Origin of the sequence: Ferrimonas marina (assembly GCF_900129905.1) — a bacterium.
In the GTDB taxonomy this organism is placed as follows: Bacteria; Pseudomonadota; Gammaproteobacteria; order Enterobacterales; family Shewanellaceae; genus Ferrimonas; species Ferrimonas marina.
In genome coordinates, this window is sequence record NZ_FQXG01000010.1 from 136,961 (window position 1) to 163,436 (window position 26,476).

Consider the following 26,476-nt stretch of genomic DNA (forward strand, 5'->3'; position numbering starts at 1 on the left):
ACCTCATGTCGACGGGCCAAAGTGCAACCTCCGCGTCACAATTGCAAAGGGTGAAAAACGAAAAACGGAGCCAGATCACTCTGACTCCGCTTCGCTTGGTATTCAGGGGAAAACTCAGCCCTGGATACCGCTGTGGCGCAGTAGCGCTTCGGTGCTGGGCTCGCGGCCACGGAAGGCGGTGAACAGCGCCATCGGCTCCTGGCTGCCACCCTGCTCGAGGATGTGGTGGAGGAAGTCCGCCCCGGTCTCCGGGTTGAAGATCCCCTCCTCTTCGAAGCGGGAGAAGGCGTCCGCGGACAGCACCTCAGCCCACTTGTAGCTGTAGTAGCCCGCCGCGTAACCGCCGGCAAAGATGTGGCCAAAGCCATGCTGGAAGCGGTTGAACGACGGCGCCTTCACCACGGCCACCTGGTCACGCACCTGGTCCAGCATGCTTTGCACGTTGTCCTCACCGGCGTACTCCAGGTGCATGCGGAAATCGAACAGGCCAAACTCCAGCTGACGCAGCATCATCATCGCACTCTGGTAGTTCTTGGCCGCCAGCATCTTATCCAGCATCGCCTTGGGCAGCGGCTCGCCGCTCTCGAAGTGGCCGGAGATCTGGGCCAGCGCCTCCTCCTCCCAGCACCAGTTTTCCAGGAACTGGCTGGGCAGCTCCACCGCATCCCAGGGCACGCCGTTGATCCCGGCGACACCGGCGGCACCAACCCTGGTCAGCATATGGTGGATGCCGTGGCCAAACTCGTGGAACAGGGTCACCACCTCGTCATGGGTGAACAGCGCCGGCTGATCCCCCACCGGGCTGGAGAAGTTGCAGGTCAGGTAGGCCACCGGCTTTTGCAGATCGCCCTTGAGGGTGACCCGACGGCCCTGGCAGTCGTCCATCCAGGCGCCACCGCGCTTGTGCTGGCGGGCATAGAGATCCAGGTAGAAGCTGCCGCGCACACTGCCATCCTGCTCCAGCAGGTCAAAGAAGCGCACGTCATCGTGCCAGCTGTCGATCCCCTCGCGCTCCACCACCTTGACGCCGAACAGGCGCTCGACGGTGTAGAACAGGCCGGACAGCACCTTATCCTCCGGGAAGTAGGGCTTGAGCTGCTCATCGGAGATGTCGTAGCGAGCCTGTTTCTGTTTCTCGGCAAAGTAGGTCACATCCCAGGCGTTGAGCGGGCTGTGGCCAAACTCGCTGCTGGCGTACTCCGCCAGGGTCTTGAACTCGGTCTCGCCCTGGGCCTTGGAGGCCAGGGCCAGTTCATTGAGGAAGCTGACCACCTGCTCCGGGGTCTGGGCCATCTTGGTGGCCAAGGACTTCTCGGCGTAGTTGTCGAAGCCCAGCAGTTGCGCCAGCTCGTGGCGAAGCTGCAGGGTTTCCGCCATCAGCGGGCCGTTGTCGTACTCGCCGGCGTGCGGCCCCTGGTCCGATGCCCGGGTGCTGAAGGCGGTGTACACCTCTTTGCGCAGCTCGGCGTCATCGGCGTAGGTCATCACCGCCAGGTAGGAGGGAAACTCCAGGGTCAGCAGGTATCCCTCCATCTCACGCTGCTCCGCCGCCTGTTTGGCCGCGGCCAGGGCAAACTCCGGCAGGCCTTTCAGCTCCGCCTCGTCGCTGATCAGCTTGGTCCAGGCGTTGGTGGCGTCCAGCAGCTGGTTGGAGTACTGGCTGGACAGCTCGGACAGCCGCTTAACAATCTCACCGTAGCGCTGCTGCTCCTGCTCCGGCAGGCCGATGCCGGACAGCTCGAAGTCGCGCAGCGCATTGTCGATCACCTTCTGCTGGGCCGGGCTCTGCTCGCCATAGCCCTCCCCTTGCGCCAGTGCCTTGTAAGCCTGGTACAGCCCCTTGTGCTGGCCCAGCCAGGTGCTGTATTCGGACAGCAGCGGCAGACAGGCATCGTGGGCGGCGCGCAGCTCATCGGTGCTGACCACCGAGTTCATGTGGCTGACCGGCGACCAGATCCGCGACAGCTTATCCTCCGCCTCATCAATCGGAGCGATCAGGCTGTCCCAGTCAAAGGGGCCACCGGCCGCCAAAGTCTGGGTAACGGTGTCCCGGCAATGTTCCAGGGCCGCCTCCACCGCGGGTTGTACATGCTCCGGTTTGATCTGGGAAAACGCCGGCAGGGATTGAGGATCCAGCAGGGGGTTGGACATGAAAGCTCCTTGATTCTGTCGTGGGCCCGGGTGCCCGATGGGGCAACGATACAATCGATCTGGGGACGAACAGGAACAACTTCAACCGCCGGATCCTTCGCTACCCTTTATTTCAACACTACAGCAATGAGGCAAACCCCATGGAAAAGCCGGTGGTCGCCGCCAATCGTCCCATCGAAGTCAAACTGGAAGCGGGCAAGGAGTATTGGTTCTGCCGCTGCGGCCGCTCCAGTACCCAACCGTTCTGTGATGGCAGCCATAAGGGCACCGGTCTGACACCCCAGGCCTTTACCCCGGATGAGACCGGGGCAGCCTGGCTGTGCCAGTGTAAGCAAACCGGCGACGAGCCCTATTGCGATGGCAGCCACAAGGCGGTCAGCGACGTCCAGGTTGGTCAGCCCCTGCAACTGGGCGGCGGTGCTCCCAGTGCCGAGCCAACCCCGGAAGAGCCCCACGTGGCGTTTATCCATAAGCTGGCTCGCGAAGGCGCGGGCAGCCACGGCCCTATGGTGGCGATGGGGGTACCACGCCAACGCCTGCCCAGTTGGGATGACATCCAGCTGATGACCGCCCAGCTGGCCCGCTCGCCGTTGCTGGACGGTGCCCCGGTGGCCACCGAACTGGTGATCGGTCCCCGGGCCAAAAAGCCGCTGGTGCTGGCCCGCCCCCTGCTGGTGTCCGACATGAGCTTCGGTGCCCTGTCGGAAGAGGCCAAGGTCGCTCTGGCCACCGGGGCGGAGCTGGCCAACACCGGGATCTGCTCCGGCGAAGGCGGCATGCTGGCGGCCGAACAACGCGCCAACAGCCGCTACCTGTATGAGCTGGGATCCGCCAAGTTTGGCTTTTCAGAGGATCTGCTAGAGCGGGTCCAAGCGTTTCATTTCAAGGCGGGTCAGGCGGCCAAGACCGGCGTTGGTGGCCATCTGCCGGGCAGTAAGGTGACCGAGGCGATCGCCGCGGTACGGGGCCTGGCCCCGGGCCAGGATGCCATCTCACCGGCTCACTTTCGCGATCTCGCCACGCCGGAGGATTTCCGCCGCTGCGCCGATCGGGTGCGGGAGATCACCGGGGGGATCCCGGTGGGTTTCAAGCTCTCAGCCAACCACATCGAGCAGGATATCCAGTTTGCTCTCAATGCCAGTGCCGATTACCTGATCCTGGATGGCCGGGGCGGTGGCACCGGCGCCGCCCCGCAGTTATTGCGTGACAACATCAGCGTCGCCACCATTCCGGCCCTGGCACGGGCCCGGCGCTATCTCGACAACCAGAACGCCGACGACATCACCCTGATCATCACCGGTGGCCTGCGCACCCCGGCGGACTACGTCAAAGCCCTGGCCCTGGGAGCCGACGGCATTGCCCTGGCCAACAGTGCCATCCAGGCCCTGGGCTGCGTCGGTGCCCGCATGTGCAACACCAACCGCTGTCCGGCAGGGATCGCCACCCAGGATCCCAAACTGCGCCAGCGGTTGGATCCCATCGCCGGGGCCGAGCGGGTGGGCCGGTTCCTGCAGGCCGCCACCGAGCTGATGCAGATGCTGGCCCGGGCCTGTGGCCACGATCATCTCGCCCAGTTCACCCTGGAGGACATCGCGACCCTGGACCGCGAACTGGTGACGATGGCCGGGATCCCCTACGCCGGCCTTGGTGACGGCAGGGAATGACAGCTTGGGCCGGAGCGGGGAAGTTGCTAGAGTGGCGGGCCACGCCGACACCGGAGCCGCCATGCGTCACCTCCTTTCCGCCCTTCTGCTGACCCTGCTGCTCTCTGGCTGCCAGGCCGGCCGAACCACGGCACCGGATCAGTGGAGTATCGACCGGGCCAACTGCAAGCAGCTGCGTCAGCAGTGCGACAACGGCAGCTACCGTCAGTGGCAGGATGAGTGGGACCGAACCCAGTGCCTGTGCCAGCGCGGCAGTGAGGTGCACGGCAGCATCTCAAGGGGCCGCTGACAGGCTTTTTAGAATCGCATCACCAGGTGGGCACCGACCCAGCTCTGGCCATACTCCGACTCGTCCACCAACTCGACGCTGTCTGACAATTGCTGATGCTCCAGCACCATGTTCAGCCCCAATCGAGGACTGAATTGCCAGGCCAGCTCGGTACCTATGGCGGTGTGGTTGTAGCCCCGGTGCACCTCATCGGCATAGCCATAGTCCAGGCCGACTACCAGGTAGGGGGCCAGCACCCAGTTAGCCCCCAGGGCCCATTCGCTCGATAGCCCCAGCTCAACGAAGCTACCGGCGGCCTCGGTGCTATAGACCAGCTCCAGGCTGGGTACCAGCCAGGGGTGCCCCTCCCAGGCCACGCCCAGGCTGAACTCGTTGTCACTCTCCTCGTCCTCAAACATCTCCAACCGGGTGTAACCCAGCCCCAGGGCCCAATCTGCCAGGGCGAACTCGTAGCCCAACCCGAGATTGAGCTCGTCGTACTCCTGGGTACTGGAGAGCGCCGAACCGTAGGCGCCAGAAACAACCAACCCTGAGGCGAGATCCTGGCTGCCCTCCAGCCACTGAATGCCACCATGCTCCAGGTTATTGCGTCCCTCAGAGACGTAGCGACTGTCCGCCCCCAGGGCAAACTCAAACCCGGCGGCGTTGACGCTGACCAGCCCCAGCACCAGGGCGGCCCCCATTTGAACTCGACACATACTGTTTCCCTCTGCGTGCAAACGCGGCCTGCAACCGCAACGTAACTGGGAATCAATATCGTTCTCACAATCTCTTTCATCCCTGATCGAGATCAAATCACCGTCACTGCAGGGCGTCGGCGTTCACAGGGTGTGCGCCGGATCACAGCCCAACACGCGCATCCCAGCGGCAAACACGATGACGAACATTTTTGCGTCCTTTGGCTCGGGCCCCCGTCTTACAACCAGACACAACAGTTCGGCCCTAACAAGCTAAGGAGTTTTGCCATGTTGAAAGTGATCAGCTTTACCATCTGCCCCTTCGTCCAGCGCGTCACCGCCTTGCTGGAAGCCAAGCAGATTCCCTACCAGGTGGAATACATCAGCCTGAGTGACAAACCCCAGTGGTTTCTCGATCTCGCCCCCAATGGCCAGGTGCCGCTGCTACTGACCGAGCAGGGCGAGGTGCTGTTCGAGTCCGACGCCATCGTCGAATACCTTGAGGAGGCCTACCCCGCCCTGCAGCCGCAACTGAGCCCGGTGCAAAAGGCGCAGAACCGGGCCTGGAGCTACCTGGGCAGCAAGCAGTACCTGGTGCAATGCAGCGCCCAGAGCAGCAAAGACAGCAACACCCTGAGGCAGCGCAGCGAAAAGCTGGCCCGGGCCTTTGCCAAGGTGGAGCAGGTGCTGGATCAGCATCGCTTCTTTAACAGCGACACCCTCTCCATGGTGGACATCGCCTGGTTGCCGTTGCTGCACCGGGCCGACCTCATCCGTCAGCACAGCGGCTACGACTTCCTCGCTGGCTTCCCCAAGGTGCAGGCCTGGCAGCAGGCGGTGCTGACCACCGGTCTGGCCGAGCGAAGCGTCAGTGCCGAGTTCGACCGGGCCTTTGCCGATTACTACCTGTCGGACAAGACCCTGCTGGGCCGCTGCCAATGGGATTGCCAGTCCTGCGACTGCAGTGCCAACAGCCTGGAGCCAGCCTGCTGTGAACCGGCCCAACCGGCGGCAGACATCCAGCGTTGCACCCCGTTGCCGGCAGCCAACGGCTGCTGCGGCAGCACGGGCTGCGGAGACGACAGCCGCTGTGGCTGAGCGCTGCTGGACTCGGCTCCCCTCCCCTGTCAGGCTGGGTGACTCTCACGCTGGTTAGCGAGTTCACAGGGAAGGTGAAAAGGATGAAACAGGTGACAACGGGGCGGCGCTACGGCCGTGGTTTGCTGCTTGGGCTGACACTGGTGCTCAGTGGCTGCCAGGGGGTGCAGTTCAGCACCAACCTGGGCCAACTCGGCCCCAGCCTGGCTGCCAACGCCGGGGTGAAGGAATACGGCCAGGCCCAGCTGAATCGGGATGAAACGGCGATCCTCGGTTCCCTGCGGGGCGAGGGCTGCGTCGATCGCGGCCCCGGTCTCGGTCTCGGGGACCGCCAACCGCCGGAGTTTGACCGCACCCGCAGCCGGGCCATCGCCGAACTCAAGCATCAGGCGGCCGCCCTGGGTGGCAACGGCATCGTGCTGCATCGCTGTCAGGATCAGGCCCTGGGCGTGGCAGGCTGCCACTACGCCTCACAATGCGAGGCCACCGCCATCCTGGTCAGCCGGGATGGTTAACCGCCCAGACCGATAAGGGCAATCCCTTGTTTTCGATGGACCCGACCCCCAGTTGAGAGTAAAACATAGGCCACGCAATTTTCGGTGCCGCTGCGGCGGCACAACCCAAGTAAAGGATCTCCCATGGCACAGCAATTTGACTACATCGTTCTTGGCGCCGGCTCCGGTGGCATCGCCTCCGCTAACCGCGCCGCCATGCGCGGCGCCAAGGTGCTGCTGATCGAAGCCCAACATCTGGGCGGCACCTGCGTTAACGTCGGCTGCGTGCCCAAGAAGGTGATGTGGTTTGGCGCCCAAGTCGCCGAGGCGATGAACCTGTACGGCCCGGACTACGGCTTCGATGTGACCGTCAACAAGTTCGACTGGGGCAAGCTGGTGCAGAGCCGTGAGGCCTACATCGAGCGGATCCACGGCGGCTACAACCGCGGCCTGGACAGCAACGGCGTTACCCTGGTGAAAGGCTTCGGCAAGTTTGTCGACAGCAAGACCGTTGAGGTTAACGGCGAGCACTACACCGCCGACAACATCCTGATCGCCGTAGGCGGCCGCCCCACCATCCCGGCCATCCCGGGTGCCGAGCACGGCATCGACTCCAACGGCTTCTTTGCCCTGACCGAGCAACCCAAGCGCGTTGCAGTGATCGGTGCGGGCTACATTGCCGTGGAGCTGGCCGGTGTGCTGCACAGCCTGGGCAGTGAGACTCACTTGCTGGTGCGCAAGCACGCTCCGCTGCGTAACTTCGACCCCATGGTCACCGAGACCCTGGTGGAGCTGATGGAACAGGAAGGCCCGACCCTGCACACCCACTCCATCCCGAAAGAGGTGGTGAAGGAAGCGGACGGCAGCCTGACCCTGCACCTGGAGAACGGCAACAGCCTCAACGTCGATACCCTGATCTGGGCCATCGGCCGCGAGCCGGCCACCGACAAGATCAACATCGAAGCGGCGGGCGTGAAGGTCAACGAGCGTGGCTTTATCCCGGTGGATGCCTACCAGAACACCAACGTTCCGGGGATCTACACCGTCGGCGACATCATGGAGGGCGGCATCGAGCTGACCCCGGTGGCGGTGAAAGCCGGCCGTGCCCTGTCTGAGCGCCTGTTCGGCGGTCAGCCGGAAGCCAAGATGGACTACGACCTGGTACCCACCGTGGTGTTCAGCCACCCGGCCATCGGCACCCTGGGTCTGACCGAGCCCCAGGCCCGTGAGCAGTACGGCGACGACAACGTCAAGGTGTACACCTCCTCGTTTGCCGCCATGTACACTGCGGTTACCGCCCACCGCCAGATGACCAAGATGAAGCTGGTCTGTGCCGGTCCTGAGGAGAAGATCGTCGGTCTGCACGGCATCGGCTTTGGCATGGACGAGATCCTGCAGGGCTTCGCCGTGGCGGTGAAGATGGGCGCCACCAAGGCGGACTTTGATGCCACCGTGGCACTGCACCCCACCTCTGCCGAGGAATTCGTGACCATGCGCTAACGCGTTAAGTCGCTGCTAAGAATAAAAAGGATGGCTCAGGCCATCCTTTTTTGCATTTAACCGTCGGTGAACCAGGCTTCTTTCATCCCTTGGCCAAGATCAAGGCTTGGTAAGAGGCTGACGCGGTAGCGTGAGGGCATATCTCTACAGGGGGGCAACAATGAACATCAGAGCCGTTCTGATCTGGATGTTGGGGCTGGGTATGGGCAGCGCACTGACAATGTGGTGGCAGGCCCCTGAGCTTCTGCCTGAGCCTCTGCCGCCGCTCTCCGAACTGTCATACCCACAGGTAGAGGCGCTGACCAGGACTCAGTCCCTGGCTCTGCTCCATCAAGCTCGAGCTGACCTGGATGAAGGCGAGCGATTAACCAAACAGTTGGAGCAGGAGGTCGACTTGTTGATCGCCATGGTCCAGGCCGCCCGCCAGGGCGACATCGCCCGTCATGTTGAGCTCAATGGCCAGCGCCGGCCGCCAGCCAAGCCCGCACCTAAGCCAGCGGCGGCACCCAGTGCTTCTGCCGGCTCACTGGATCAAGCCAAGGCCCAACTGGCCCAGATCCAGCAAGCGGATGCGGCGATCCAGCGCCAGGCGCTGGCCGAGGGCTGGGCCATGGACGCTCGCCTGGTGGAGGCGCGTCGAAGCCTGTGGCAGCAGGCGCGGCGGGATCTGGACGACAGCGCCTACAGCCAGGCACTGTTTGAGGCCGGCCTGCCCAATCGGCTGTTCATCGGCGCCGTGACCCAGGACACCGCCGCCAGCCAGGCCGGCCTGCAATACGGTGATCGGTTGATCGCCATCGACGGCCAAACCCTGTTTACCCGGGATGAACTGGAGGCGCGGCTGGACAGTCTCGGCAGTGATAATCCGGTTGTGGTGGAGATCAGCCGCCGGGGTCAGCGCCAGCAACTGGTGGTGGAGGGGCTGGCCCAGCACGTGGATCTCTACGCCCGCTCCCTGCCCCACCTGGCCCCGGACCAAACCGACTGAGCCCCAACCGGACAAGACTGGCCTATGCTGTGGCATCCCAAGCTGGAGGTGCTGCCATGATTCGCTCGGCCCTATCACTGTTGCCATTACTCCTGTTGACGGGTCCGGCCATGGCCGACCGCCAATTCGAGCTGGCCCCGCTGTTTATCTGGGGCACCAGCCTCAGTGGTGACGCCACCCTGGGCAGCCGCGATGCCCCGCTGGATCTCGACTTTCGTGACGACGTACTGGATAACCTGGACGGGGCCTACACCCTGAGACTGGAGGGCCCGGTGGGGCCGGTGGCGCTGTTTGCCGAATACCAGTATTTCGACCTCAGCCCCGCCACCCGCATCAACAACCTGGAAGCCCGGGTCGACTTTGAGAGTACCCTGTTTGAGCTGGGCGTGGCCAAGACCCTGGGCAACAGCGGCACCACCCGCTGGGACCTGCTCGGCGGTGCGCGCTACCTGGACCACGACGTCCGTGTCTCCGCCAGCTTCGGTGATGGTGGCCGGATCCCCGCCACCAACGGCGGTGACGACTGGTGGCAAGGCTTTGTCGGTGGTCGAGTCTGGCATCAACTGTCCGATCGCTGGCAGCTCAGTGGCCGCGCCGATCTGGGCTATGGCGGCAGCGATAACAGCAGCGTTAATCTGCAGGCCCTGGCCAAGTTTCGCTTTGCCCAGTGGGGCAATGTGTTTCTCGGCTATCGCGCATTCTGGGTTGATTACGAAGGCGGCGACAGCAACCTCTACCGCTTTGATGCTACCTTGCAGGGCCCGGTACTCGGCTTGAGCTTTCGCTTTTAACCCCAAGCTGTGATGACAACGCACTGATATGTCGGCATACCTTCGCTAAGATGAGGGAATCTGTTCCGCCTTTGAGAGCGCCCCATGAGCCAACCCCAATTCGTCCTCGCCCTGGATCAGGGCACCACCTCCAGCCGTGCCCTGCTGTTTGATGCCCAGGGCAAAGTGGTGGGCAGTGCCCAGCGGGAGTTCCAGCAGTTCTACCCCCAATCCGGCTGGGTGGAGCACGATGCAATGGAAATATGGGCCAGCCAGCGCGCCACCCTGACCGAGGTGCTGGCGCGCAGCAACGTCCGGCACGAGCAGATCGCCGCCATCGGCATCACCAACCAGCGCGAGACCACGGTGATCTGGGATGCCATCACCGGCGAACCTATCCACAACGCCATCGTCTGGCAGTGCCGCCGCACCCAGCCGCTCTGTCAGCAACTGAAAGAAAAGGGCCTGGAGCAGCACGTCAGGGACACTACCGGGCTGGTGCTCGATCCCTACTTCTCCGGCACCAAGGTGGCCTGGCTGCTGGATAATGTGCCCGGCGCCCGCGAGCGGGCTGAGCGCGGTGAGCTGCGCTTTGGCACCGTCGACAGCTGGTTGCTTTGGAATCTGACCGGTGGCCGAGTCCACGCCACCGACTGGACCAATGCCAGCCGTACCCTGTTGTTCGATATCCACCGCCGCCAGTGGGATCCGGTGATGCTGGAGGCCCTCAATATCCCCGCCAGCCTGCTGCCAAAGGTACAAAGCAGCCAGTCGCTGTTTGGTCATGCCCAGATCGGTCACGCCTCGGTACCGGTGGCCGGCATCGCCGGGGATCAACAGGCCGCACTGTTCGGTCAGGGCTGCGCCCACCCGGGCATGGCCAAGAACACCTATGGCACTGGCTGCTTTATGCTGATGCACACCGGCGACCAACCGGTGCAATCCCAGCATGGCCTGCTCACTACCCTGGCCTGCTCCGGCCCGGATCAGGCTGCTTACGCCCTGGAGGGCTCGGTGTTCATGGGCGGCGCCTGCGTGCAGTGGCTGCGGGATGAGCTGGGCCTGTTGCGCCATGCCAGCGAATCCCAGGCGATGGCGGAGTCGGTCAGTGATACCGCCGGGGCCTACCTGGTACCGGCCTTTACCGGCCTGGGTGCACCCTACTGGGACGCCGAAGCCCGAGGGGCGTTGGTTGGCCTGACCCGGGGCTGCAATCGCAACCACATCGTCCGCGCCGCACTGGAGGCGATCGCCTACCAAAGCCGTGACCTATTGGAAGCGATGCAGCAGGACAGTCCCTGCCCGCTGACCGAGCTGCGGGTCGACGGTGGTGCCGTGGCCAATGACTTCCTGATGCAGTTCCAGGCCGACTTGCTCGGCACCCCGGTACTGCGCCCCCACAACCGGGAGACCACCGCCGCTGGTGCTGCCTACCTGGCCGGATTGACCACCGGCTACTGGCAGAGCCTGGATCAGCTGGCGGACGCCATCGAACGGCGCTTTGAGCCGGAGATGTCAGAGGACGAACGTCAACGCAGCTACCAGGGCTGGCACCAGGCGGTGGCGCAGTGTCGTTTGAGTTAACAAACACCCCTTCGACCAAACCCGCGGGCAACAGCCTAATCAAGTTCCACTCACGACTCGATCACAAGCCCGATCCAGTGCACATAATCAGCGCCAGAACCGAACCTTAGCGACGACATTTCCACCATCAGGGGCTCTAATAGCCGCACTTCCAGATACGGAGCCCCTATGGCCATCTCACCTACCTGTCCTGCTGCTCGCCTTCACTTTTGGGCTCGTCCCCTGGTGATCGTGCTGTGCTGCACCAGTGCCTGGTTCCAGGTGATCCCGCTGATGGTGTTGGGGCTGCTGGCTTGGTGTGGCCTGACCTGGCATCTGTTCCATACCGAACAGACCCAGTCCGCCCAGCTGCAAACCGAGCGGGCCATGGTGGAGCTGCAAAGCGGACTGGAACGGGTTGCCACCGCCCTCTTTGGTGTGCTCGCCGTGACCCTGATCCTGCACCTGCTGTGGATGCACCAGCTGCGCCTGGCGCTGATCCTGATGACCACCGCCGCCTGCGTCAAAGTGGTGTGGAATGTCATCCATTTGGGCCGCCCCGGCGTGCCCGCTTCCCTGGCCATTATGCTCAGTGCTGGCAGCCTTTACTGGGTCGCCCTGGTCTGATTACTGGATCACAACCTGACCCTGGTCAACTTGACAGCAGTCGTCCGAGACTCTTACTTTCTGCCAGTTAAGTCTTTTTCTCTAAGGTGGTTATCAAGTGACGGAGCTCTCACTGACCGCAGCGGTCGAGCGGTTGCGCCTGCGCCTGGATCAACTCCAGCTCCATCGCCCGGCGTTCCGCTGTCTGCAGCTGAGTGAAGCCGTTGATGCCCCGCCATTGATCGCCTGGCTGGCTGCCCAACAGCAGTTGCCCAAGGTGTACTGGCGCGGCCGCCGTGACGGTGAAGAGATCGCGGCCATCGGTGCCGCCCAGGATCTCTACCTGCCCCAGATGCCCAGCACCGAGCGGCTGGACCGCCTCTATGGCGACTTTCTCCGTGCCGATAACCATGAAGATCTGCGCCTGTACGGCGGCATCGCCTTTGATCCCAAGCAACCCGCCTGGCCCGAGTTTGGCCAGGCACGCTTCGTGCTGCCGCGCATCGAGCTGCGCCGCCAGCAGCAGGAAGCGGAGATCCGCCTGACCCTCTGCGGCAACGCCGAAGACTGGGAGGCCGAGCTGGCCCAGGCACGCCAGGCTCTGGACGATCTGGACCGGGTAGCACCGCTGCCACCGTTGGGACCGGCCCACGTACTGCAACGGGCCGACACCCCCCAATGGCCCCGTTGGCAGGACCTGGTGCAACAGGTGACCCACCCGAGCTTCGCCGAGGACACCCCCAAGGTGGTGCTGGCACGGGAATCCAAGCTGCAGACCAGCGCCCTGCCCAACCCCTGGACCGTGCTGCACGCCTGGCAACTGCTAAATCCGGGCAGCTACCAGTACGGTTTCCAGTTCGCCCCCGGTCATACCTTCATCAGCTGCTCACCGGAGCGGCTCTATCATCGTCTCGGTCGGGAGCTGTCCACCGAGGCGTTGGCGGGCACCACCACCCGCGGCTTCTCCGAGGCCGAGGATCAGGCCCTGGCCAATGCCCTGCTCAATGACGGCAAGAACAGCCATGAGAACCAGCTGGTGCGCGAACACATCGAGCAGCAGCTGACGCCTCTATCCGAGTACGTCGGGGTGGAAGAAAGTCCCACCATCCTCAAGCTCAACCATATCCAGCACCTGCACCGTGGGATCCGCGCCGAACTCAAGGCCGGCGTCAACGATCTGCAACTGCTGCAGGCACTGCACCCCACCCCGGCGGTGGGCGGCCTGCCCCGCGATCCGGCGATGAGCTTTATCCGCCAGCGTGAAGGCTTTGAGCGCGGCTGGTATGCCGGCGCCTGCGGCTATCTGGGCAGCCACGAATCGGAGTTCTCGGTGGCGATCCGCAGTGCCCGCTTTGCCCCGGACCACGTCACCCTCTATGCCGGTGCCGGCATCGTGTCGGACTCCGACGCGGAAGCGGAGTGGCAGGAACTGAACAACAAACTCACCACCGTGTTGGGGATACTGAACGGCCTATGAGCCACAGCGCCGACTTGAATCTGCTCTGGGCACGCCTGCTGCTCGAAGAGCTCCATCGCCTCGGGGTCCGCCACCTCTGCCTGGCCCCCGGCTCCCGCTCCACCCCCCTGACCCTGGCCGCCGCCGGTCATGACGGGATGCAGCGCCATACTCACCTGGATGAACGCGGCCTGGCCTTTGCTGCCCTGGGGCTGGCCAAGGCCAGTCAAACCCCGGTGGCGATCATCACCACCTCCGGCACCGCCGTGGCCAACCTCTACCCGGCCATCATCGAGGCCGCCCAGACCAAGGTGCCGCTGATTGTGCTGTCCGGCGACCGGCCACCGGAGCTGATCGATTGCGGCGCCAACCAGGCGATCCGCCAGCCCGCCATCTTCGCCGACTACGCCCGGCGGCTGGATCTGCCGGCGGCAGATCTCAACCTGCCACCCCAGGCGCTGTTGGCCCAGATCGATCAGGCGATGGCCGATCTGTCCGGCCCGCTGCACATCAACTGCATGTACCGCGAGCCGCTCTACCCGGACGCCACCCGCAGCGACTTCAGCGACTACCTCAGCCCCATCGCCCAGTGGCGCAGCGATCATCGCCCCTGGACCGACAACCCGAACTTAAGCCAATCGGCCCTGCCGGATCGTGATGCCTGCCAGCAGTTTGCCGCCGCCAAGGGGGTGATCGTGGTGGGCAGCCTCGGCCCGGAACAGGACCCGCGCCAACTACTGGCACTGTCCCGCCAGCTGGGCTGGCCACTGCTCGCCGACTCCCAGTCACAGCTGCGCCAGCTGCCCGGGGTGGTGCACCACATCGACCAGATGCTGCACCGGCAGGACGTTCAGGACCTGCTGAGTCAGGCCGAGCACCTGCTGTTGGTGGGCGGAAGGTTGCTGTCCAAGCGCCTGCTCAGCTTCATCGGCGAACACCCCTGGCGGGCGTTCTGGCACTACCTGCCCCAGCGTCAGAACCTGGACCCGAACCACCGCCACAAGCGCCAGTTTGTTGGCAGCCTGAACCTGTTGCCCACCCTGCCCTGGGGCCCCTCGGCCCACGCCGGCTGGGGTGAGGATCTGCAGGCCATCAATCAGCGAGTCGAAGCCCTGTTGCAGCAACAGGAGCGCGGGCCACTGACCGAACTGAGCTGTGCCCGCTGGCTCTCCGCCGAACTGCCGCACCAGGCCCAGCTGTTTATCGGCAACAGTCTGCCGATCCGGTTGTACGACATGCTGGCCAAACCGCGTCAGCAGGCTCCTACCCTCTGGACCAATCGCGGTGCCTCCGGCATCGACGGCCTGCTGGCGACCGCTTGCGGGGTGGCATTGGCCAGCAACGGCCCGACGGTGCTGACCATCGGCGACATCTCGCTGCTGCATGATCTCAACTCGCTGGTGCTGGCTCGCCAGCTCGACCGCCCCCTGGTGATCCTGGCGATGAACAACGACGGTGGCAGCATCTTCAACCTGCTGCCGGTACCCAATGAGCAGCTGCGCCAGGACTACTATCGACTGGGTCACGGCCTCACCTTCGCCGGGGCCGCAGAGCAGTTTGGTCTGCCCTACCACCGCCCCAACAGCCTGGAAGCCTTGACCGACAGCGTCAGTCAGGCCCTGCAGCATGCCGGTGCCAGCCTGATAGAGGTGATCGTCCCCGCCGGTGAGTCCGCCGAGCAGATCGTCGCCCTGGCACAACAGATCCGCGATGCCTGAGCCGCTGGCCGTGACCCGCTGGGGGCAGCCAGAGTGCCCCCCCTTGGTGCTGCTGCACGGCTTTCTCGGCAGTGCCGACGACTGGCAGCCCGTGGCCAGCCAGCTAGGCCAGCACTTTCACTGCCATGCCATCGATCTGCCCGGTCATGGCCAGAGCCGGGACATCCAACTCGGCCCGCCACCGGCCTTCGATGAGGTGGTTCAACGGCTGCTGGCGCGCCTCTCCGCCCTGCCGGCCTTCCATCTGCTGGGCTATTCCCTTGGCGGTCGCATCGCCCTGCACCTGGCTCAGCAGCTGGACCAACAGGCACCGCAACGCTTACTCAGCCTCACCCTGGAGTCAGCCCACCCGGGGCTGACCGAAGCCGAGCAGAAGCAGCAGCGCCTGACGGCGGACCAACAGTGGCATGACCGATTGCAACAACTGCCGCTGCACAAGTTTCTCGAGCAATGGTATCGGCAGGGGGTGTTTGCCGATCTGGCACCGGCTCGGCGCCAGGCGATGATCCAGGCGCGACGAGGAAACGATCCCCAAGCCCTCTCCGCCCTCTACCTGGGCACCAGTCTCGGCCATCAGCAGGACTTGCGTACCCTGGCCTCAACCCGCCCCCTGACCCTGCTCACCGGCGAGCGCGACAGCAAGTTCACCGCCCTGGGCCAAGCCTGGGCAGCGCAATATCCGACGCTGAACCACCGGGTGATCACAGGCGCCGGCCACAACATCCATGCCACCGCCCCACAAGCCTTCGCTCAGGCACTGCTGCAACGCTGAGTCGTTCAATCCTCAAACTTCTGCCTTCAGCCCCTTGCACCATCCACGGGTTTTCACCTGAGAATCCGTTCGGGTCTTGCTACACTGCGGCCATCGCCAGTTGCCACCGTGGATCCCAATGCAACCCACCGCCCTGTTTCAGTACCAGCTTCCCCTCGATACCCCAATCCGCTTCGCCGGCCAACAGCTCAGTGAGCGACAGGGGCTGTTGCTCAAGTTTGAGCACCAGGGGCGCACGGCCTACGGTGACTGCTGCCCGCTCCCCGGATTTTCCCAGGACTCGCTGGCGCAGAACCGCGACGCCCTGTTGGCCTTTTGCAAAGGCGAGCTGAGTACGGAAGCACTGCCTGCCGCCGCACGCTTTGCCCTGGACAGTGGCCGCTGGCTGGCCGACAACACCACGGCGCTGATCCCCGAGCCGGTGCCGTTGCTGGCCGGCACGCCAGAGCAGATGCTGGCCCAGCTCAACGCATTGGACACCCCGCCGCAACGGGTCAAACTCAAGCTGGCCCGCCATCCGCTGGAGCAGGAGATAACCCTGGTACATCAGCTGTTATCCGAGCGCCCTCACCTGCGCCTGCGTGGCGATGCCAATCGCGGCTGGAGCTATGAGCAGGCTGCCACCTTTGCCGCCTCGGTTCCCACCGATCGCTTCGATTTTGTCGAGGAGCCCTGCGCCGATCTGATGGACAGCCTGCGCCTGTACCAGCAGCATCGGCTGCCCATCGCCCTGGATGAAACCACCCAAGCGGCGGATTACCAATACCAGAGCCTGCCGGGCGTGGTCGCCCTGGTGCTCAAGCCCACCCTGATCGGCTCGCTGGCGCAGCTGCAGCAACTGATCGAACAAGCCGAGCTTGATGGCGTGCATTGCATCCTCTCCTCCAGCTTCGAGAGCAACCTGGGTTTGGCGGCACTGGCGGCACTGGCCCGGGAGCTGACGCCGGAGCAGCCACCGGGGCTGGATACCCTGGACGCCACCGCCGCGGATCTGTGTCAGCCCAACCTATGGCAACGCGACCGCCCCCTGATCCCGGAAGCCGAACTGGAGCGCCTGTTTTGAGCCTGATCACCTGCCCGCTGCACACCGCCGCCCGCCGGTTCGGTGCCGCCATCGCCGTAGACGGCCCCCAGGGCCCACTCAGCTACATTGAGCTGGATGGGCGCGTCAGCGCCCTGTGTCACCATCTGCAGCGTCAGGGAGTGAAACCAGGCCATCATGTGGGTTACCTAGCGGAGAACCGTGTTGAGGCGATTGAGCTGCTCTACGCCTGCATGCGGCTGGGAGCAGTGTTCGTTCCGCTCTCCACCCGCTTTCCCGAGGCGCAACTGGCCCAGCTGGTGGCCGAGCTCGATATCCAGTGGCTGTGGCAGCCGGAAGGCGACGCCAAGCTGGCGCCGGGGCTGGACCTGACCCCGGGCTACGAGGCGGTGCTGTGGCGCTTTGACGCCAGCCAGCCGGTGACCCTACTGCTCACTTCCGGCTCCAGTGGCCACCCCAAGGCGGCGATGCACCACACCCTGCAGCACCTGGCCGCCGCAGAGGGCAGCCAGGACCAGACCCCGCTGGCGCTGGGTGACCGCTGGCTGCTGTCGCTGCCGCTCTATCATGTGGGTGGCCTGGCCATCCTGTGGCGCTGCCTCGGCTGCGGCGCCACCCTGGTCCTGCCTGAACACAAGGACCCAGCCCTCTGCCTGGCCAGCCAGCACCCCACCCACCTCTCGCTGGTGGCCACCCAGCTCAAGCGCCTGTTGGATCAGCCCGAGGGCCTGACCCTGCTGGCCAATCTCAAGGTGCTGCTACTGGGTGGAGGTGCCATCGCACCCAACCTGCTCGAACCGCTCGCCAATCTGCCGCTGCGGGCCCTGACCAGCTACGGCATGACCGAGATGGGCAGCCAGATCACAACCGGTCCCGCCAACAGCCAGGGGCTGTCGGGCTTTCCCCTGGCGGGGCGCCAGGTGCGCCTCAAGGAGGACCAGATCGAGGTGCGGGGCGATTGCCGCTTCCTCGGCTACTATCGCAATGGCACCCTCACCCGTCCCTTTGATGACGACGGCTGGTTTGCCACCCGGGACCGCGGTCAGTGGGTGGGAGAGCAGCTCAAGGTGCTGGGCCGGGTCGACAACATGTTTGTCAGCGGCGGTGAGAACGTCCAGCCAGAGGCGATCGAGGCGGTGCTTAATCGCTGCGATGGGGTCGAAGAGGCGGTAGTGGTGGCGGTGGAAGACGCCGAGTTTGGCCATCTGCCGGTGGCGGTGGTGCGTGGCCAGTGGCAAGCCGAGGTCCTCAACAAGCGGGTAATGAAGAAACTGCCGCGCTTTATGCGCCCCCGCCACTACCTGGCTTGGCCCGATACCCTGCACAGCGCGGGATTGAAGGTGGCGCGTCAGGCTGTGGTGGAATGGGTCAAGCAACAGCGACTGCCTGACTGAACCGGGCGGCGATGCCCTGCGTTAAAGCCGCGACACACAGCGGACAAAACCCAGGAGTCACCCATGTCTAACCCGACCACCAACTGGCCCGAACTGGCCGCCGCCCTGTACGACAAGCTCAACGAGCGTAACGCCGAACTGACCTACGCCTTCGACAACATCGAGGTGATGGTTCCCAGCGACTCACAAAACAGCACCCAGCATGCGCCGTGGAAGGTTAACGGCGCCATCAGCATCCGCGCTCGCAACCTGGATTGAGCCCGAATGCGCACCCTCCAGCTTGAGGGATGCCTGGCGCTGTCTCAGGCCGACATTCATCTTGAGCTGCACTTTGCCGATGAGACCCTGAGGGTCTCGTTGGCACGCTGGCGTGATGCGTTCGCGCTGGCCTGGCGTCATCGCCGCCACGTCAGCCAGTCACGCCACTACTGGCGACACAGTGGGGTACAGCGGGTTGAGCTGGTCATCGCCCAGCGGCCCCGGCTCGAACTGAGCCCACATCCCTTGCCTGGCGCACTTCACCTTGGCCCGTTGTGGCTGCGCCCCACCCGCAAGCAAACCGACCCAGAGAGCTAACAACCTAAACGCCGGGCACAAAAAAGGGCCGCCGCAGCGACCCTTCTTCATGACAACGGCGCTTAGCCGTAGGTGTAGGAAGCACCCAGACCCAGCGGCAGACCGGTGGCCCAGTACAGCAGCAGCCATACGGTCCAGATGGTCAGCAGGGCCAGGGAGTACGGCAGCATGGCCGCAATCAGGGTACCCACACCGGTGTTCTTCACGTACTTCTGGCAGTACACCACAACCAGCGGGAAGTACGGCATCAGCGGGGTGATGATGTTGGTGGAGGAGTCACCGATACGGTAGCCAGCCTGGGCCAGGTCCGGGGAGATGCCCAGCTCCATCAGCATCGGTACCAGTACCGCACCGATCAGCGCCCACTTGGCAGAGGCGGAACCCATGAACAGGTTCACAAAGCCTACCAGCAGGATCATACCGACGATGGTCACTGCCGCCGGCATGCCCAGGGACTTGAGGAAGTCGGCACCCTTAACGGCCAGCAGTACCGCCAGGTCAGAGGAGGCGAAGGCCGCGATGAACAGGGCACAGAAGAACGCCAATACGATGTAGGCACCCATGCCTTCCATCGCCTTGGTCATGGACTTGATGACGTCACCGGACTGCTTGTAGGTGCCGTTCATGTAGCCGAACACCACACCCGGGATCACGAAGAAGACGAAGATCAGCGGAACGATGGCTTGCATCAGCGGCGCGCTGAAGTCGGTCAGTTCGCCGTTCGGCGCACGCATGGTGGAGGATTCCGGAATGGAAACCGCAGCAATGAAGCCCATAGCGGCCAGCATGGCGAAACCAGCGTAGCGGAACGCCTTGTTCTCACGCTCACCGATCTCGTCCATCTGCGGCGGCTCAACACCCTTATCGATGGGGGTGTTCTTGTTCAGGCGCGGCTCCATCACCTTATCGGTCAGGTACCAGATCACCGCGATGATCGGCAGGGTAGAGGACGCCGCGAAGAACCAGTTGTTCAGCGGGTTCAGCTGGATGGTCGGATCCAGGGTCTGCGCAGAGGCCTGGGTGAAGGACTGCAGCAGCGGATCGATCGCGGACGGAATGAAGTTGGCACAGAAGCCACCGGAAACACCGGCGAACGCCGCCATGATACCGGCAATGGGGTGACGGCCGATGGCGTAGAAGATAACGCCAGCCAGCGGGATAACCACTACGTAGCCTGCGTCGGTCGCGGTGTGAGAGATGATGCCCACACAGACCACAGCCGGGGTAATGAACTTGGCCGGGGTGATCTTCAGCATCTTCTTCAGCGCAGTGTTGATGAAGCCGGAATGCTCAGCCACACCCACACCCAGCATCGCTACCAGCACCACACCCAGCGGGGCAAAGGAGGTGAAGGTGGTGACCATGGAGGTCAAAAATTGGGTCAGTGCGTCGGGGGTCAGCAGGTTCTTGATCACCACAGCTTCGCCGGTGCGCGGGTCAACGGCATCGAAGGACATGGTGGAGAAGATGGCGGACAGTACCCAGACGGCGATCATCAGGGTGAGGAAGAGGATGGCTGGATCAGGCAGTTTGTTACCTACCCGTTCGATGCCATCAAGAATGCGGGTCATGCGCCCGTTTTCGGCTTGAGAGCTCATAGTTATTTCCGTTTTTATCGGTTTTGTACCTGGTTCAAACAGAGGATACTGCCACCAGTCAAGAGCAATGTCCCGACCTTTCACCGGTTTATCGACGCGACTCACAACAATGATGGCCAACCGATCAGCAATCCGCCGAGCAATAACCTAACACCAACGATTGCGCACACAAAAATCACCGCAACTTCATTACCATGCAACCAAAACCACACTGGTGATCAGGATTTGGCCACTTCGCACATTGATTTTATTGAACACCTGTTCGAATTTATCCCCTGACAACTACAACAAACACAGGGAGAGAAGTGTATGCGAGAGCAACCACGCTGGTGGCTGCCTCTGGCCTTGGTGAGCGCGCTGGTGCTGCCATTGACTGGATGTGGCGACGATGACGATGAAGTCACCATTACCGAGCCGGCCGCGCCGGCACCACCGCCGGTCGAAGAAGGCCCATCCTTCCCCGAAGGGGCCATCATGGTCAGCGCCGAAGGCAACGTAGCTGAGAATATCCTCGATGCCTTCATCAACGCCCAGAGTGACGACGTGATTGTTCTGCCTGAAGGTACCTTTAAGCCGGACCGGACCCTGCTGTTCGACGGTGATGCCGACGGCGACGGGGTGTTCGCCAAGAACGTGACCATCATGGGTCACGGCCAGGACAAGACCATCCTCGACTTCTCCGACTCCGTGGGTGGCGACGGCATCTTCGTCCAGAACGCCGTCAACATCACCATCCAGGATCTGCAGGTCAACGAAGCCGCCAACAACGGCATTAAGCTGAAGAACTCCAATGGCATCATCCTGCGCCGCCTGTCCACCATCTGGGCCGGCGAACTCACCCCGGAGAACGGTGCCTACGGCCTCTACCCGGTGGAGTGTAAGAACATCCTGATCGAAGACACCTACGTCCGTGGCAGTGCGGATGCGGGGATCTACGTCGGCCAGTCCGAGTACATCGTGGTGCGCCGCAACATCGCCAAGGAAAACGTCGCGGGCATTGAGATCGAAAACTCCAAGTACGCCGACGTCTACGACAACGAAGCGATCGGCAACACCGGTGGCGTGCTGGTGTTCGACCTGCCTATCGGTAACGGCTACTACGGCAGCAGCGTGCGGATCTTCGACAACACCATTGTCGGCAACAACACCCCGAACTTTGCCAACGCCAGCGCCAACCCGGCCGGTGTGCACATCGTTCCGCCGGGTACCGGGGTGATCATCCTCTCCACCGATAACGTGGAGATCTTCAACAATGTCATCGATGATCACGACACCATGGCCGTCACCATGACCAGCTTCTTTGTCGCCGAGCCCGACATCCAGGGAGCGTTCGTGATGAACTACGCCCTGCCCGGTGGCGTCATCGAGGATGGCTGGCGTGCGGTGCCTCGCAATATCCATGTCCACAGCAACACCATCAGCAACAGTGGCAGCAACCCCAACGGCAAGCTGATCACCGACATCATCGCCGCTTACGATGCCATCCACGGCGTGTTCCCCTCTGTCCTCTACGATGGCCTGGGTGAGGCGATCGCCAACAGTGGCCTGTTCTTCGACGATGGCACTGAAGGAATGCCCTATGGCGGTGTCGACTTCAAGGAACCGCCCTTTGCCATGGACGGCGGCGACAACGTCTGTGTCAGCAACAACGGCAACGTCACCCTGGGCCAGCTCTACGCCGGTGATCACTCCGCTGCCGATCTGGATACCCCGGACGTGCTGCTGGAGCACCAGCAGGACAAACTGATGAACTGCGCCCAGACCAGTCTGCCGGTGCACACCGTCACCTTCGGTGATCAGGTGTTCGGTTGTGGCATCGACGACGGTAAGGAGAACTGCGGCAGCGAGTTCCTCGGTGACGAGGAAGGGATCGACGAAGGCACCGGCGGCCTGACCGGCGACGGTAACCTGGATCTCTGTGGTGCCAGTGGCAGCGAGGTGAACTGGGCGGCCCTGCAAGGCGCCAACTGCCCCAACCTGTCCGACTACAACCTGTTCGCCGATGCCATGGATCCCACCGGCATTGCCAACGGTGGCGGTCTGCCCTACGAGATGAACACCGCGCTGTTCACCGACTACAGCACCAAGTACCGCTATGTGTTTGTACCGGGTGGCGAGGCAGCAGCCTACACCGAGCGTGAAGCGTTCGACTTCCCGGTGGGCTCCGTGCTGGTGAAAACCTTCGCCATGCCGGTGGACTCCTCCATGCCCGGTGCCGAGGGCGAGGAGCTGCTGGAAACCCGACTGCTGATCCTGCGGGAAACCGGTTGGAGTGCGCTGCCCTACATCTGGACCAGCGACAAGAGCGATGCGGTGCTGACCAAGGCGGGTGGCATCATCCAGCAGTCCATCGTTCACGATGGCGAGGAGCTCACCTTCAGCTACGGCGTGCCCAACATCAACCAGTGTAAGCAGTGTCACCAGCTCAAAGGTGAGGACGACATCGCCCGCTTTGCCCCCATCGGACCCAAGGCGCGCAACCTCAACAGCGACTATGACTACGGCATGGGTCCGGTCAACCAGCTGAGCCAGTGGGTAAGCCACGGGATCCTCACCGGTCTGCCCGCCGATATGGCCACCGTCGACAAGGTGCCGGAGTACGGACTGCTGGGTGAGGGCGATCTGATGGCCAAGAGCGATGCGGAGATCATGGGCCTGGCCAAGGGTTACCTGGACATCAACTGTGCCCACTGTCACCGTCCCGAGGGTAACGCCTCCAACACCGGCATGGTGCTGGAGTTCTGGCGTCCCTACGAGGGCAACGAGCAGGCCCACGGCACCTGTAAGGCGCCGACCGCCTACGGTGGTGGTCACCTGAGCCACGACATCGTCCCTGGGGATCCGGAGAGCTCCATCCTCCACTTCCGCATGGACAGCACCAACCCCGGCGACATGATGCCGGAGATTGGACGCTCGCTGTCCCACGATGCCGGTGTGGCCCTGATCCACGAGTGGATCAAGCGCCTACCCGCAGCAGCCTGCTCAGGCTAAACCGCGATAACGAAGGCCGGCGCGATGCCGGCCTTCTTTTTTTGAGATTGCGCCCATGAGATACCTACCCCTGATGGCGTTGCTGCTGGCCGCCTGTGGTGGCGGAGGGGGCGACGAGCCCAGCCCGCCGGTAACCCCAACGCCCAGCGACCCACCACCAACAGCCACCGAGCCAGAGCAACCCTTAAGCGCCTGCGCAAGCACCACCAGTGAGGTTAACTGGGAAGCGCTGATGAACGAGGATTGCGAGCGGTTGTCGCAGTACGGTCTTTTCATCGACCCCACCAATCCAACCCAAGATCCCCGAACCCCAGGGCAGCACTACCTGCTGACCACAGAGCTGTTCTCCGACTACGCCAGCAAGTACCGTTTTCTCTATCTGCCGGAGGGGGAGCAGATGAGCTACCAGCCGGAGTCAGTGTTAACCATGCCGGTGGGGACGGTATTGGTGAAGAGCTTCGCCCTGCCCTTTGACACCGCCCAGCGCGGCGCCGGCAATGAAACCCTGATTGAGACCCGGCTGCTGATCCACCGGGAGGCCGGCTGGGTCGCCCTGCCCTATGTCTGGCAAAGCGAAGGCGAGGCGGAGCTGAGCCTGCCTGGTGCCCTGGTCGCCCACCAACTCACCCACCAGGACCAGACCCTGACCTTCACCTACAGCGTCCCCTCCCAGGCTGAATGCAAAACCTGCCACCAGATCACCCAGGGTGACACCGTTCGGTTCCAGCCTATCGGCATCAAGGCTCGGTTGCTAAACCGGCCGGGTCCAAACAGCGACAACCAGCTCGAAGACTGGCTGGCGAAGGGTTGGCTCGACCAGGCCCCACCCAGGGAGCAGATCCCCACCGCTCCGGCTTTAGAGGACAGTAGCGCCTCACTAACGGATCGGGCCAAAGGCTACCTGGATATCAATTGCGCCCACTGCCACCGGGCCGATGGCTTTGCCAGTATCTCGGGACTTCGATTGGGCTACTTTGTCAATCACACCACCATGGAATACGGCATCTGTAAACAGCCCCCCGGCTACGACGGCGGTGCTGCCGGCCTCGATTACGACATCGTTCCTGGCAATGGAGAGGCCTCTATTCTGCCCTACCGAATGGCACAGCTGGACGCCAAGGACCGAATGCCGCCGATAGGGCGGGCATTGATACACGACCGAGCAGTAGAGTTGGTGATGGAGTGGATTGATGCCATGCCACCGGAGCTGGGGGCCTGCCAGTAGTTAGGGGATCTCAAACAGCTGGCCGGGTGCCCGACCCAGCCAGCGCTTAAAAGCGTGGCGGAAGTTGCTGACATCGCGAAAGCCCAGCCGTTCGCCGATCTCCTCGATGGGGTAGCGGTGATCGTGCAGCCAGGCCAGCGCCAACTGGCAGCGCACCTGGTTTTGAAGGCCCTGATAGGAGGTGCCCAGCTCCTTGAGCCGGCGGCGGAAGGTTCGAGTCGACATCCCCAATTGGGCCGCCAACGCCTCCTGACTGGGAAAGGCGTCCGGGTGTTGGAACAGATGGCTTTGGATCTGATCGATCAAAGAAGGGGCAGAGAACTCTGCCTGACTCAGCTCTACCCCAGGGGCAGGTTGCCAGGTCAGGGGATAGTCCAACACCTCTTGGGCGATATGCCACTCAAAGGCGGGCTGCTCAAACAGTACGGGACAGCCCAGAAGCTGCTGGTAAAGCGCAGTTGCCGTGGGCCCGGGATCCGGCAGCGGCAGATGCACCTGCAGAAAAGGCACCTCGCGCTGGCACAGGCTCTGGGCAATGCTGCGCATTGAGCTGATGCTGTGCTCAAACAGGAACGCGAAGGTTACCGGATCGATGTCTGCGACATTAAGGCTACGCACGCTGAAGCGCTGCGCCGAGCTGTACTCCAGCACATCGGCAAAGCTGCCAACCAGGGTAGGTTGCTGCTTGATGGTGCGATACAACTCGCCCAGGGTCGCACAGCGGCTGAACGATGCCTGCAACAGATCCAGATCCCCAGGCCGAAAGCCCTGGCCGAAACGCACCCCGGCTGCAGGCCCCGGTAACCAGCGGGCAGCCAGGCTCAAGCCCTCCAGCATCTGCCAGGCCAGCACGAACTGGCGACTCTCCAGCTCTTGTGAAGTCAGGCAGAGATGTTCGAGCAAACGCTGACGATAGGCCTCGCCGAGCTGCTCAGCCAGGTAGTGGCTGAGTAAGCGAAGATCGAAGGCGGGGTACTGGAGATCACCAATCAGGGTGCCCTGGTTCAGGGTTACCTGGCTATCCATGCCACCGGGAAGGTGTAACGCATCCATAACCCCTTTGTAACCACTTTGTTAAGCGCAGTAAAGAGAGAGCCACTCACTCAGGATCGCCAGGCAGATAAAGTGACGCGATCAGGCTGGCAATTGCACCAAGTGGTCGGCAAATGCAGGGAAAGCCGCGACGGAATCGACGCTGTCATTTTGCGACAATGGGCCAGGACGAGTGACAAAACCCGGTCGTTAGAAACGAAAAAACCCGGCCAAAGGCCGGGTTCTTCGAATATGGTGCTAATACCCAGAGTCGAACTGGGGACCTCACCCTTACCAAGGGTGCGCTCTACCAACTGAGCTATATCAGCAATGTTACGAAAAAACCCAGCCGCTAGGCTGGGCTTTCTCTGAATAGGTGCTTGGCAGTGACCTACTCTCACATGGGAACTCCCACACTACCATCGGCGCGATCGCGTTTCACTTCTGAGTTCGGCATGGGATCAGGTGGGACCACGATGCTATTGCCACCAAGCAAAAAACATCAATTTGGATAAAGCTTTTTAAATTCTCGTTCTTACAAGCGCCGGATATCCGACTCACAAAACCACTTGGGTGTTGTATGGTTAAGCCTCACGGGTCATTAGTACAGGTTAGCTCAACGCCTCACAACGCTTACACACCCTGCCTATCAACGTGGTAGTCTTCCACGGCCCTTCAGGAGACTTAAAGTCCAAGTGAGAACTCATCTTGAGGCTCGCTTCCCGCTTAGATGCTTTCAGCGGTTATCGATTCCGAACTTAGCTACCCGGCAGTGCCACTGGCGTGACAACCGGAACACCAGAGGTTCGTCCACTCCGGTCCTCTCGTACTAGGAGCAGCCCCTCTCAATTCTCAAACGCCCACGGCAGATA

22 protein-coding genes, 1 tRNA gene and 2 rRNA genes are annotated in these 26,476 nt (G+C 62.9%); 18 read left to right on the top strand and 7 right to left on the bottom strand.

All coding sequences use genetic code 11. The annotated features are described in order from the left end of the window. Window positions 1-114: 114 nt before the first annotated feature. The gene (prlC, locus tag BUC04_RS21135) at window positions 115-2,151 is read right to left on the bottom strand and encodes an oligopeptidase A (RefSeq protein ID WP_067661316.1); all 2,037 of its coding nucleotides are present in this window, start codon (window positions 2,149-2,151) and stop codon (window positions 115-117) included. 140 nt (window positions 2,152-2,291) lie between these two features. Here prlC and BUC04_RS21140 point away from each other — a divergent pair, with 140 nt between their 5' ends. After that, window positions 2,292-3,815, top strand: coding sequence for a glutamate synthase-related protein (locus BUC04_RS21140; protein ID WP_067661315.1), 1,524 nt, complete (start codon window positions 2,292-2,294; stop codon window positions 3,813-3,815). A gap of 61 nt (window positions 3,816-3,876) precedes the next feature. Then, entirely contained in the window at window positions 3,877-4,104 is a 228-nt protein-coding gene (locus BUC04_RS21145) for a lipoprotein (RefSeq protein WP_067661313.1), read from the top strand. A gap of 8 nt (window positions 4,105-4,112) precedes the next feature. Here the strand turns inward: BUC04_RS21145 and BUC04_RS21150 are convergent, their stop codons facing one another. Next, window positions 4,113-4,802 (bottom strand): hypothetical protein, encoded by a 690-nt coding sequence (locus tag BUC04_RS21150; protein ID WP_143165831.1) that lies wholly within the window; start codon window positions 4,800-4,802, stop codon window positions 4,113-4,115. 267 nt (window positions 4,803-5,069) lie between these two features. On the opposite strand from BUC04_RS21150, the gene BUC04_RS21155 reads away from it, so the two are divergent. The 14 genes from BUC04_RS21155 to BUC04_RS21220 all read left to right on the top strand — a co-directional run bounded on the left by BUC04_RS21155 (window position 5,070) and on the right by BUC04_RS21220 (window position 18,758). Next, entirely contained in the window at window positions 5,070-5,879 is an 810-nt protein-coding gene (locus BUC04_RS21155; RefSeq protein ID WP_073326139.1) for a glutathione S-transferase family protein, read from the top strand. Window positions 5,880-5,962: 83 nt separating this feature from the next. Then, window positions 5,963-6,394: a hypothetical protein gene (locus BUC04_RS21160; RefSeq protein WP_067661309.1), complete on the top strand. Its 432-nt coding sequence runs from the start codon at window positions 5,963-5,965 to the stop codon at window positions 6,392-6,394. A gap of 123 nt (window positions 6,395-6,517) precedes the next feature. Continuing rightward, window positions 6,518-7,873: a glutathione-disulfide reductase gene (gene gorA / locus BUC04_RS21165; RefSeq protein WP_067661307.1), complete on the top strand. Its 1,356-nt coding sequence runs from the start codon at window positions 6,518-6,520 to the stop codon at window positions 7,871-7,873. 160 nt (window positions 7,874-8,033) lie between these two features. Then, the gene (locus BUC04_RS21170; RefSeq protein ID WP_067661305.1) at window positions 8,034-8,861 is read left to right on the top strand and encodes a PDZ domain-containing protein; all 828 of its coding nucleotides are present in this window, start codon (window positions 8,034-8,036) and stop codon (window positions 8,859-8,861) included. A 110-nt stretch (window positions 8,862-8,971) separates the two neighbouring features. Next, window positions 8,972-9,652 (top strand): hypothetical protein, encoded by a 681-nt coding sequence (locus tag BUC04_RS21175; protein ID WP_143165832.1) that lies wholly within the window; start codon window positions 8,972-8,974, stop codon window positions 9,650-9,652. Between the two features lie 84 nt (window positions 9,653-9,736). Further along, a complete protein-coding gene (gene glpK / locus BUC04_RS21180; RefSeq protein ID WP_067661301.1) occupies window positions 9,737-11,215 on the top strand; it encodes a glycerol kinase GlpK in 1,479 nt (492 codons plus the stop codon). 168 nt (window positions 11,216-11,383) lie between these two features. Continuing rightward, window positions 11,384-11,821: a hypothetical protein gene (locus BUC04_RS21185; RefSeq protein ID WP_067661299.1), complete on the top strand. Its 438-nt coding sequence runs from the start codon at window positions 11,384-11,386 to the stop codon at window positions 11,819-11,821. A 97-nt stretch (window positions 11,822-11,918) separates the two neighbouring features. Next, the gene (locus BUC04_RS21190; RefSeq protein WP_067661297.1) at window positions 11,919-13,277 is read left to right on the top strand and encodes an isochorismate synthase; all 1,359 of its coding nucleotides are present in this window, start codon (window positions 11,919-11,921) and stop codon (window positions 13,275-13,277) included. Continuing rightward, on the top strand, window positions 13,274-14,974 hold the full coding sequence (gene menD / locus BUC04_RS21195; RefSeq protein ID WP_067661296.1) for a 2-succinyl-5-enolpyruvyl-6-hydroxy-3-cyclohexene-1-carboxylic-acid synthase: 1,701 nt from the start codon (window positions 13,274-13,276) through the stop codon (window positions 14,972-14,974). Before BUC04_RS21190 ends, menD begins: the two co-directional genes overlap by 4 nt. Further along, complete coding sequence (menH, locus tag BUC04_RS21200; RefSeq protein WP_067661293.1) at window positions 14,967-15,746, top strand: 2-succinyl-6-hydroxy-2,4-cyclohexadiene-1-carboxylate synthase; 780 nt, start codon at window positions 14,967-14,969, stop codon at window positions 15,744-15,746. The genes menD and menH overlap by 8 nt, the downstream gene beginning before the upstream one ends. A gap of 118 nt (window positions 15,747-15,864) precedes the next feature. Further along, window positions 15,865-16,809 (top strand): o-succinylbenzoate synthase, encoded by a 945-nt coding sequence (gene menC, locus BUC04_RS21205; RefSeq protein WP_067661291.1) that lies wholly within the window; start codon window positions 15,865-15,867, stop codon window positions 16,807-16,809. Then, window positions 16,806-18,182 carry an AMP-binding protein gene (locus BUC04_RS21210; RefSeq protein ID WP_067661289.1) on the top strand — a complete coding sequence of 459 codons (1,377 nt, stop codon included), beginning with the start codon at window positions 16,806-16,808 and terminating at the stop codon, window positions 18,180-18,182. The genes menC and BUC04_RS21210 overlap by 4 nt, the downstream gene beginning before the upstream one ends. Window positions 18,183-18,245: 63 nt before the next feature. Continuing rightward, complete coding sequence (locus BUC04_RS21215; protein ID WP_067661287.1) at window positions 18,246-18,440, top strand: hypothetical protein; 195 nt, start codon at window positions 18,246-18,248, stop codon at window positions 18,438-18,440. 6 nt (window positions 18,441-18,446) lie between these two features. After that, complete coding sequence (locus tag BUC04_RS21220; protein WP_067661285.1) at window positions 18,447-18,758, top strand: hypothetical protein; 312 nt, start codon at window positions 18,447-18,449, stop codon at window positions 18,756-18,758. Between the two features lie 62 nt (window positions 18,759-18,820). Here the strand turns inward: BUC04_RS21220 and BUC04_RS21225 are convergent, their stop codons facing one another. After that, window positions 18,821-20,356 (bottom strand): AbgT family transporter, encoded by a 1,536-nt coding sequence (locus tag BUC04_RS21225; RefSeq protein ID WP_067661283.1) that lies wholly within the window; start codon window positions 20,354-20,356, stop codon window positions 18,821-18,823. A 309-nt stretch (window positions 20,357-20,665) separates the two neighbouring features. Here BUC04_RS21225 and BUC04_RS21230 point away from each other — a divergent pair, with 309 nt between their 5' ends. Both BUC04_RS21230 and BUC04_RS21235 read left to right on the top strand, forming a co-directional pair. Continuing rightward, window positions 20,666-23,347 (top strand): parallel beta-helix domain-containing protein, encoded by a 2,682-nt coding sequence (locus BUC04_RS21230; protein ID WP_067661280.1) that lies wholly within the window; start codon window positions 20,666-20,668, stop codon window positions 23,345-23,347. 55 nt (window positions 23,348-23,402) lie between these two features. Then, a complete protein-coding gene (locus BUC04_RS21235) occupies window positions 23,403-24,572 on the top strand; it encodes an SO2930 family diheme c-type cytochrome (protein ID WP_067661278.1) in 1,170 nt (389 codons plus the stop codon). Here BUC04_RS21235 and BUC04_RS21240 read toward each other — a convergent pair whose 3' ends face one another. The 4 genes from BUC04_RS21240 to BUC04_RS21255 form a co-directional block, all read right to left on the bottom strand. Continuing rightward, on the bottom strand, window positions 24,573-25,625 hold the full coding sequence (locus BUC04_RS21240) for an AraC family transcriptional regulator (RefSeq protein WP_082766704.1): 1,053 nt from the start codon (window positions 25,623-25,625) through the stop codon (window positions 24,573-24,575). A gap of 232 nt (window positions 25,626-25,857) precedes the next feature. Then, a tRNA-Thr gene (locus tag BUC04_RS21245) sits at window positions 25,858-25,933 on the bottom strand. Between the two features lie 49 nt (window positions 25,934-25,982). Further along, window positions 25,983-26,097: ribosomal RNA gene (rrf, locus tag BUC04_RS21250) — 5S ribosomal RNA — on the bottom strand. An 87-nt stretch (window positions 26,098-26,184) separates the two neighbouring features. Next, window positions 26,185-26,476 (bottom strand): 23S ribosomal RNA (locus BUC04_RS21255); the annotation flags it as partial.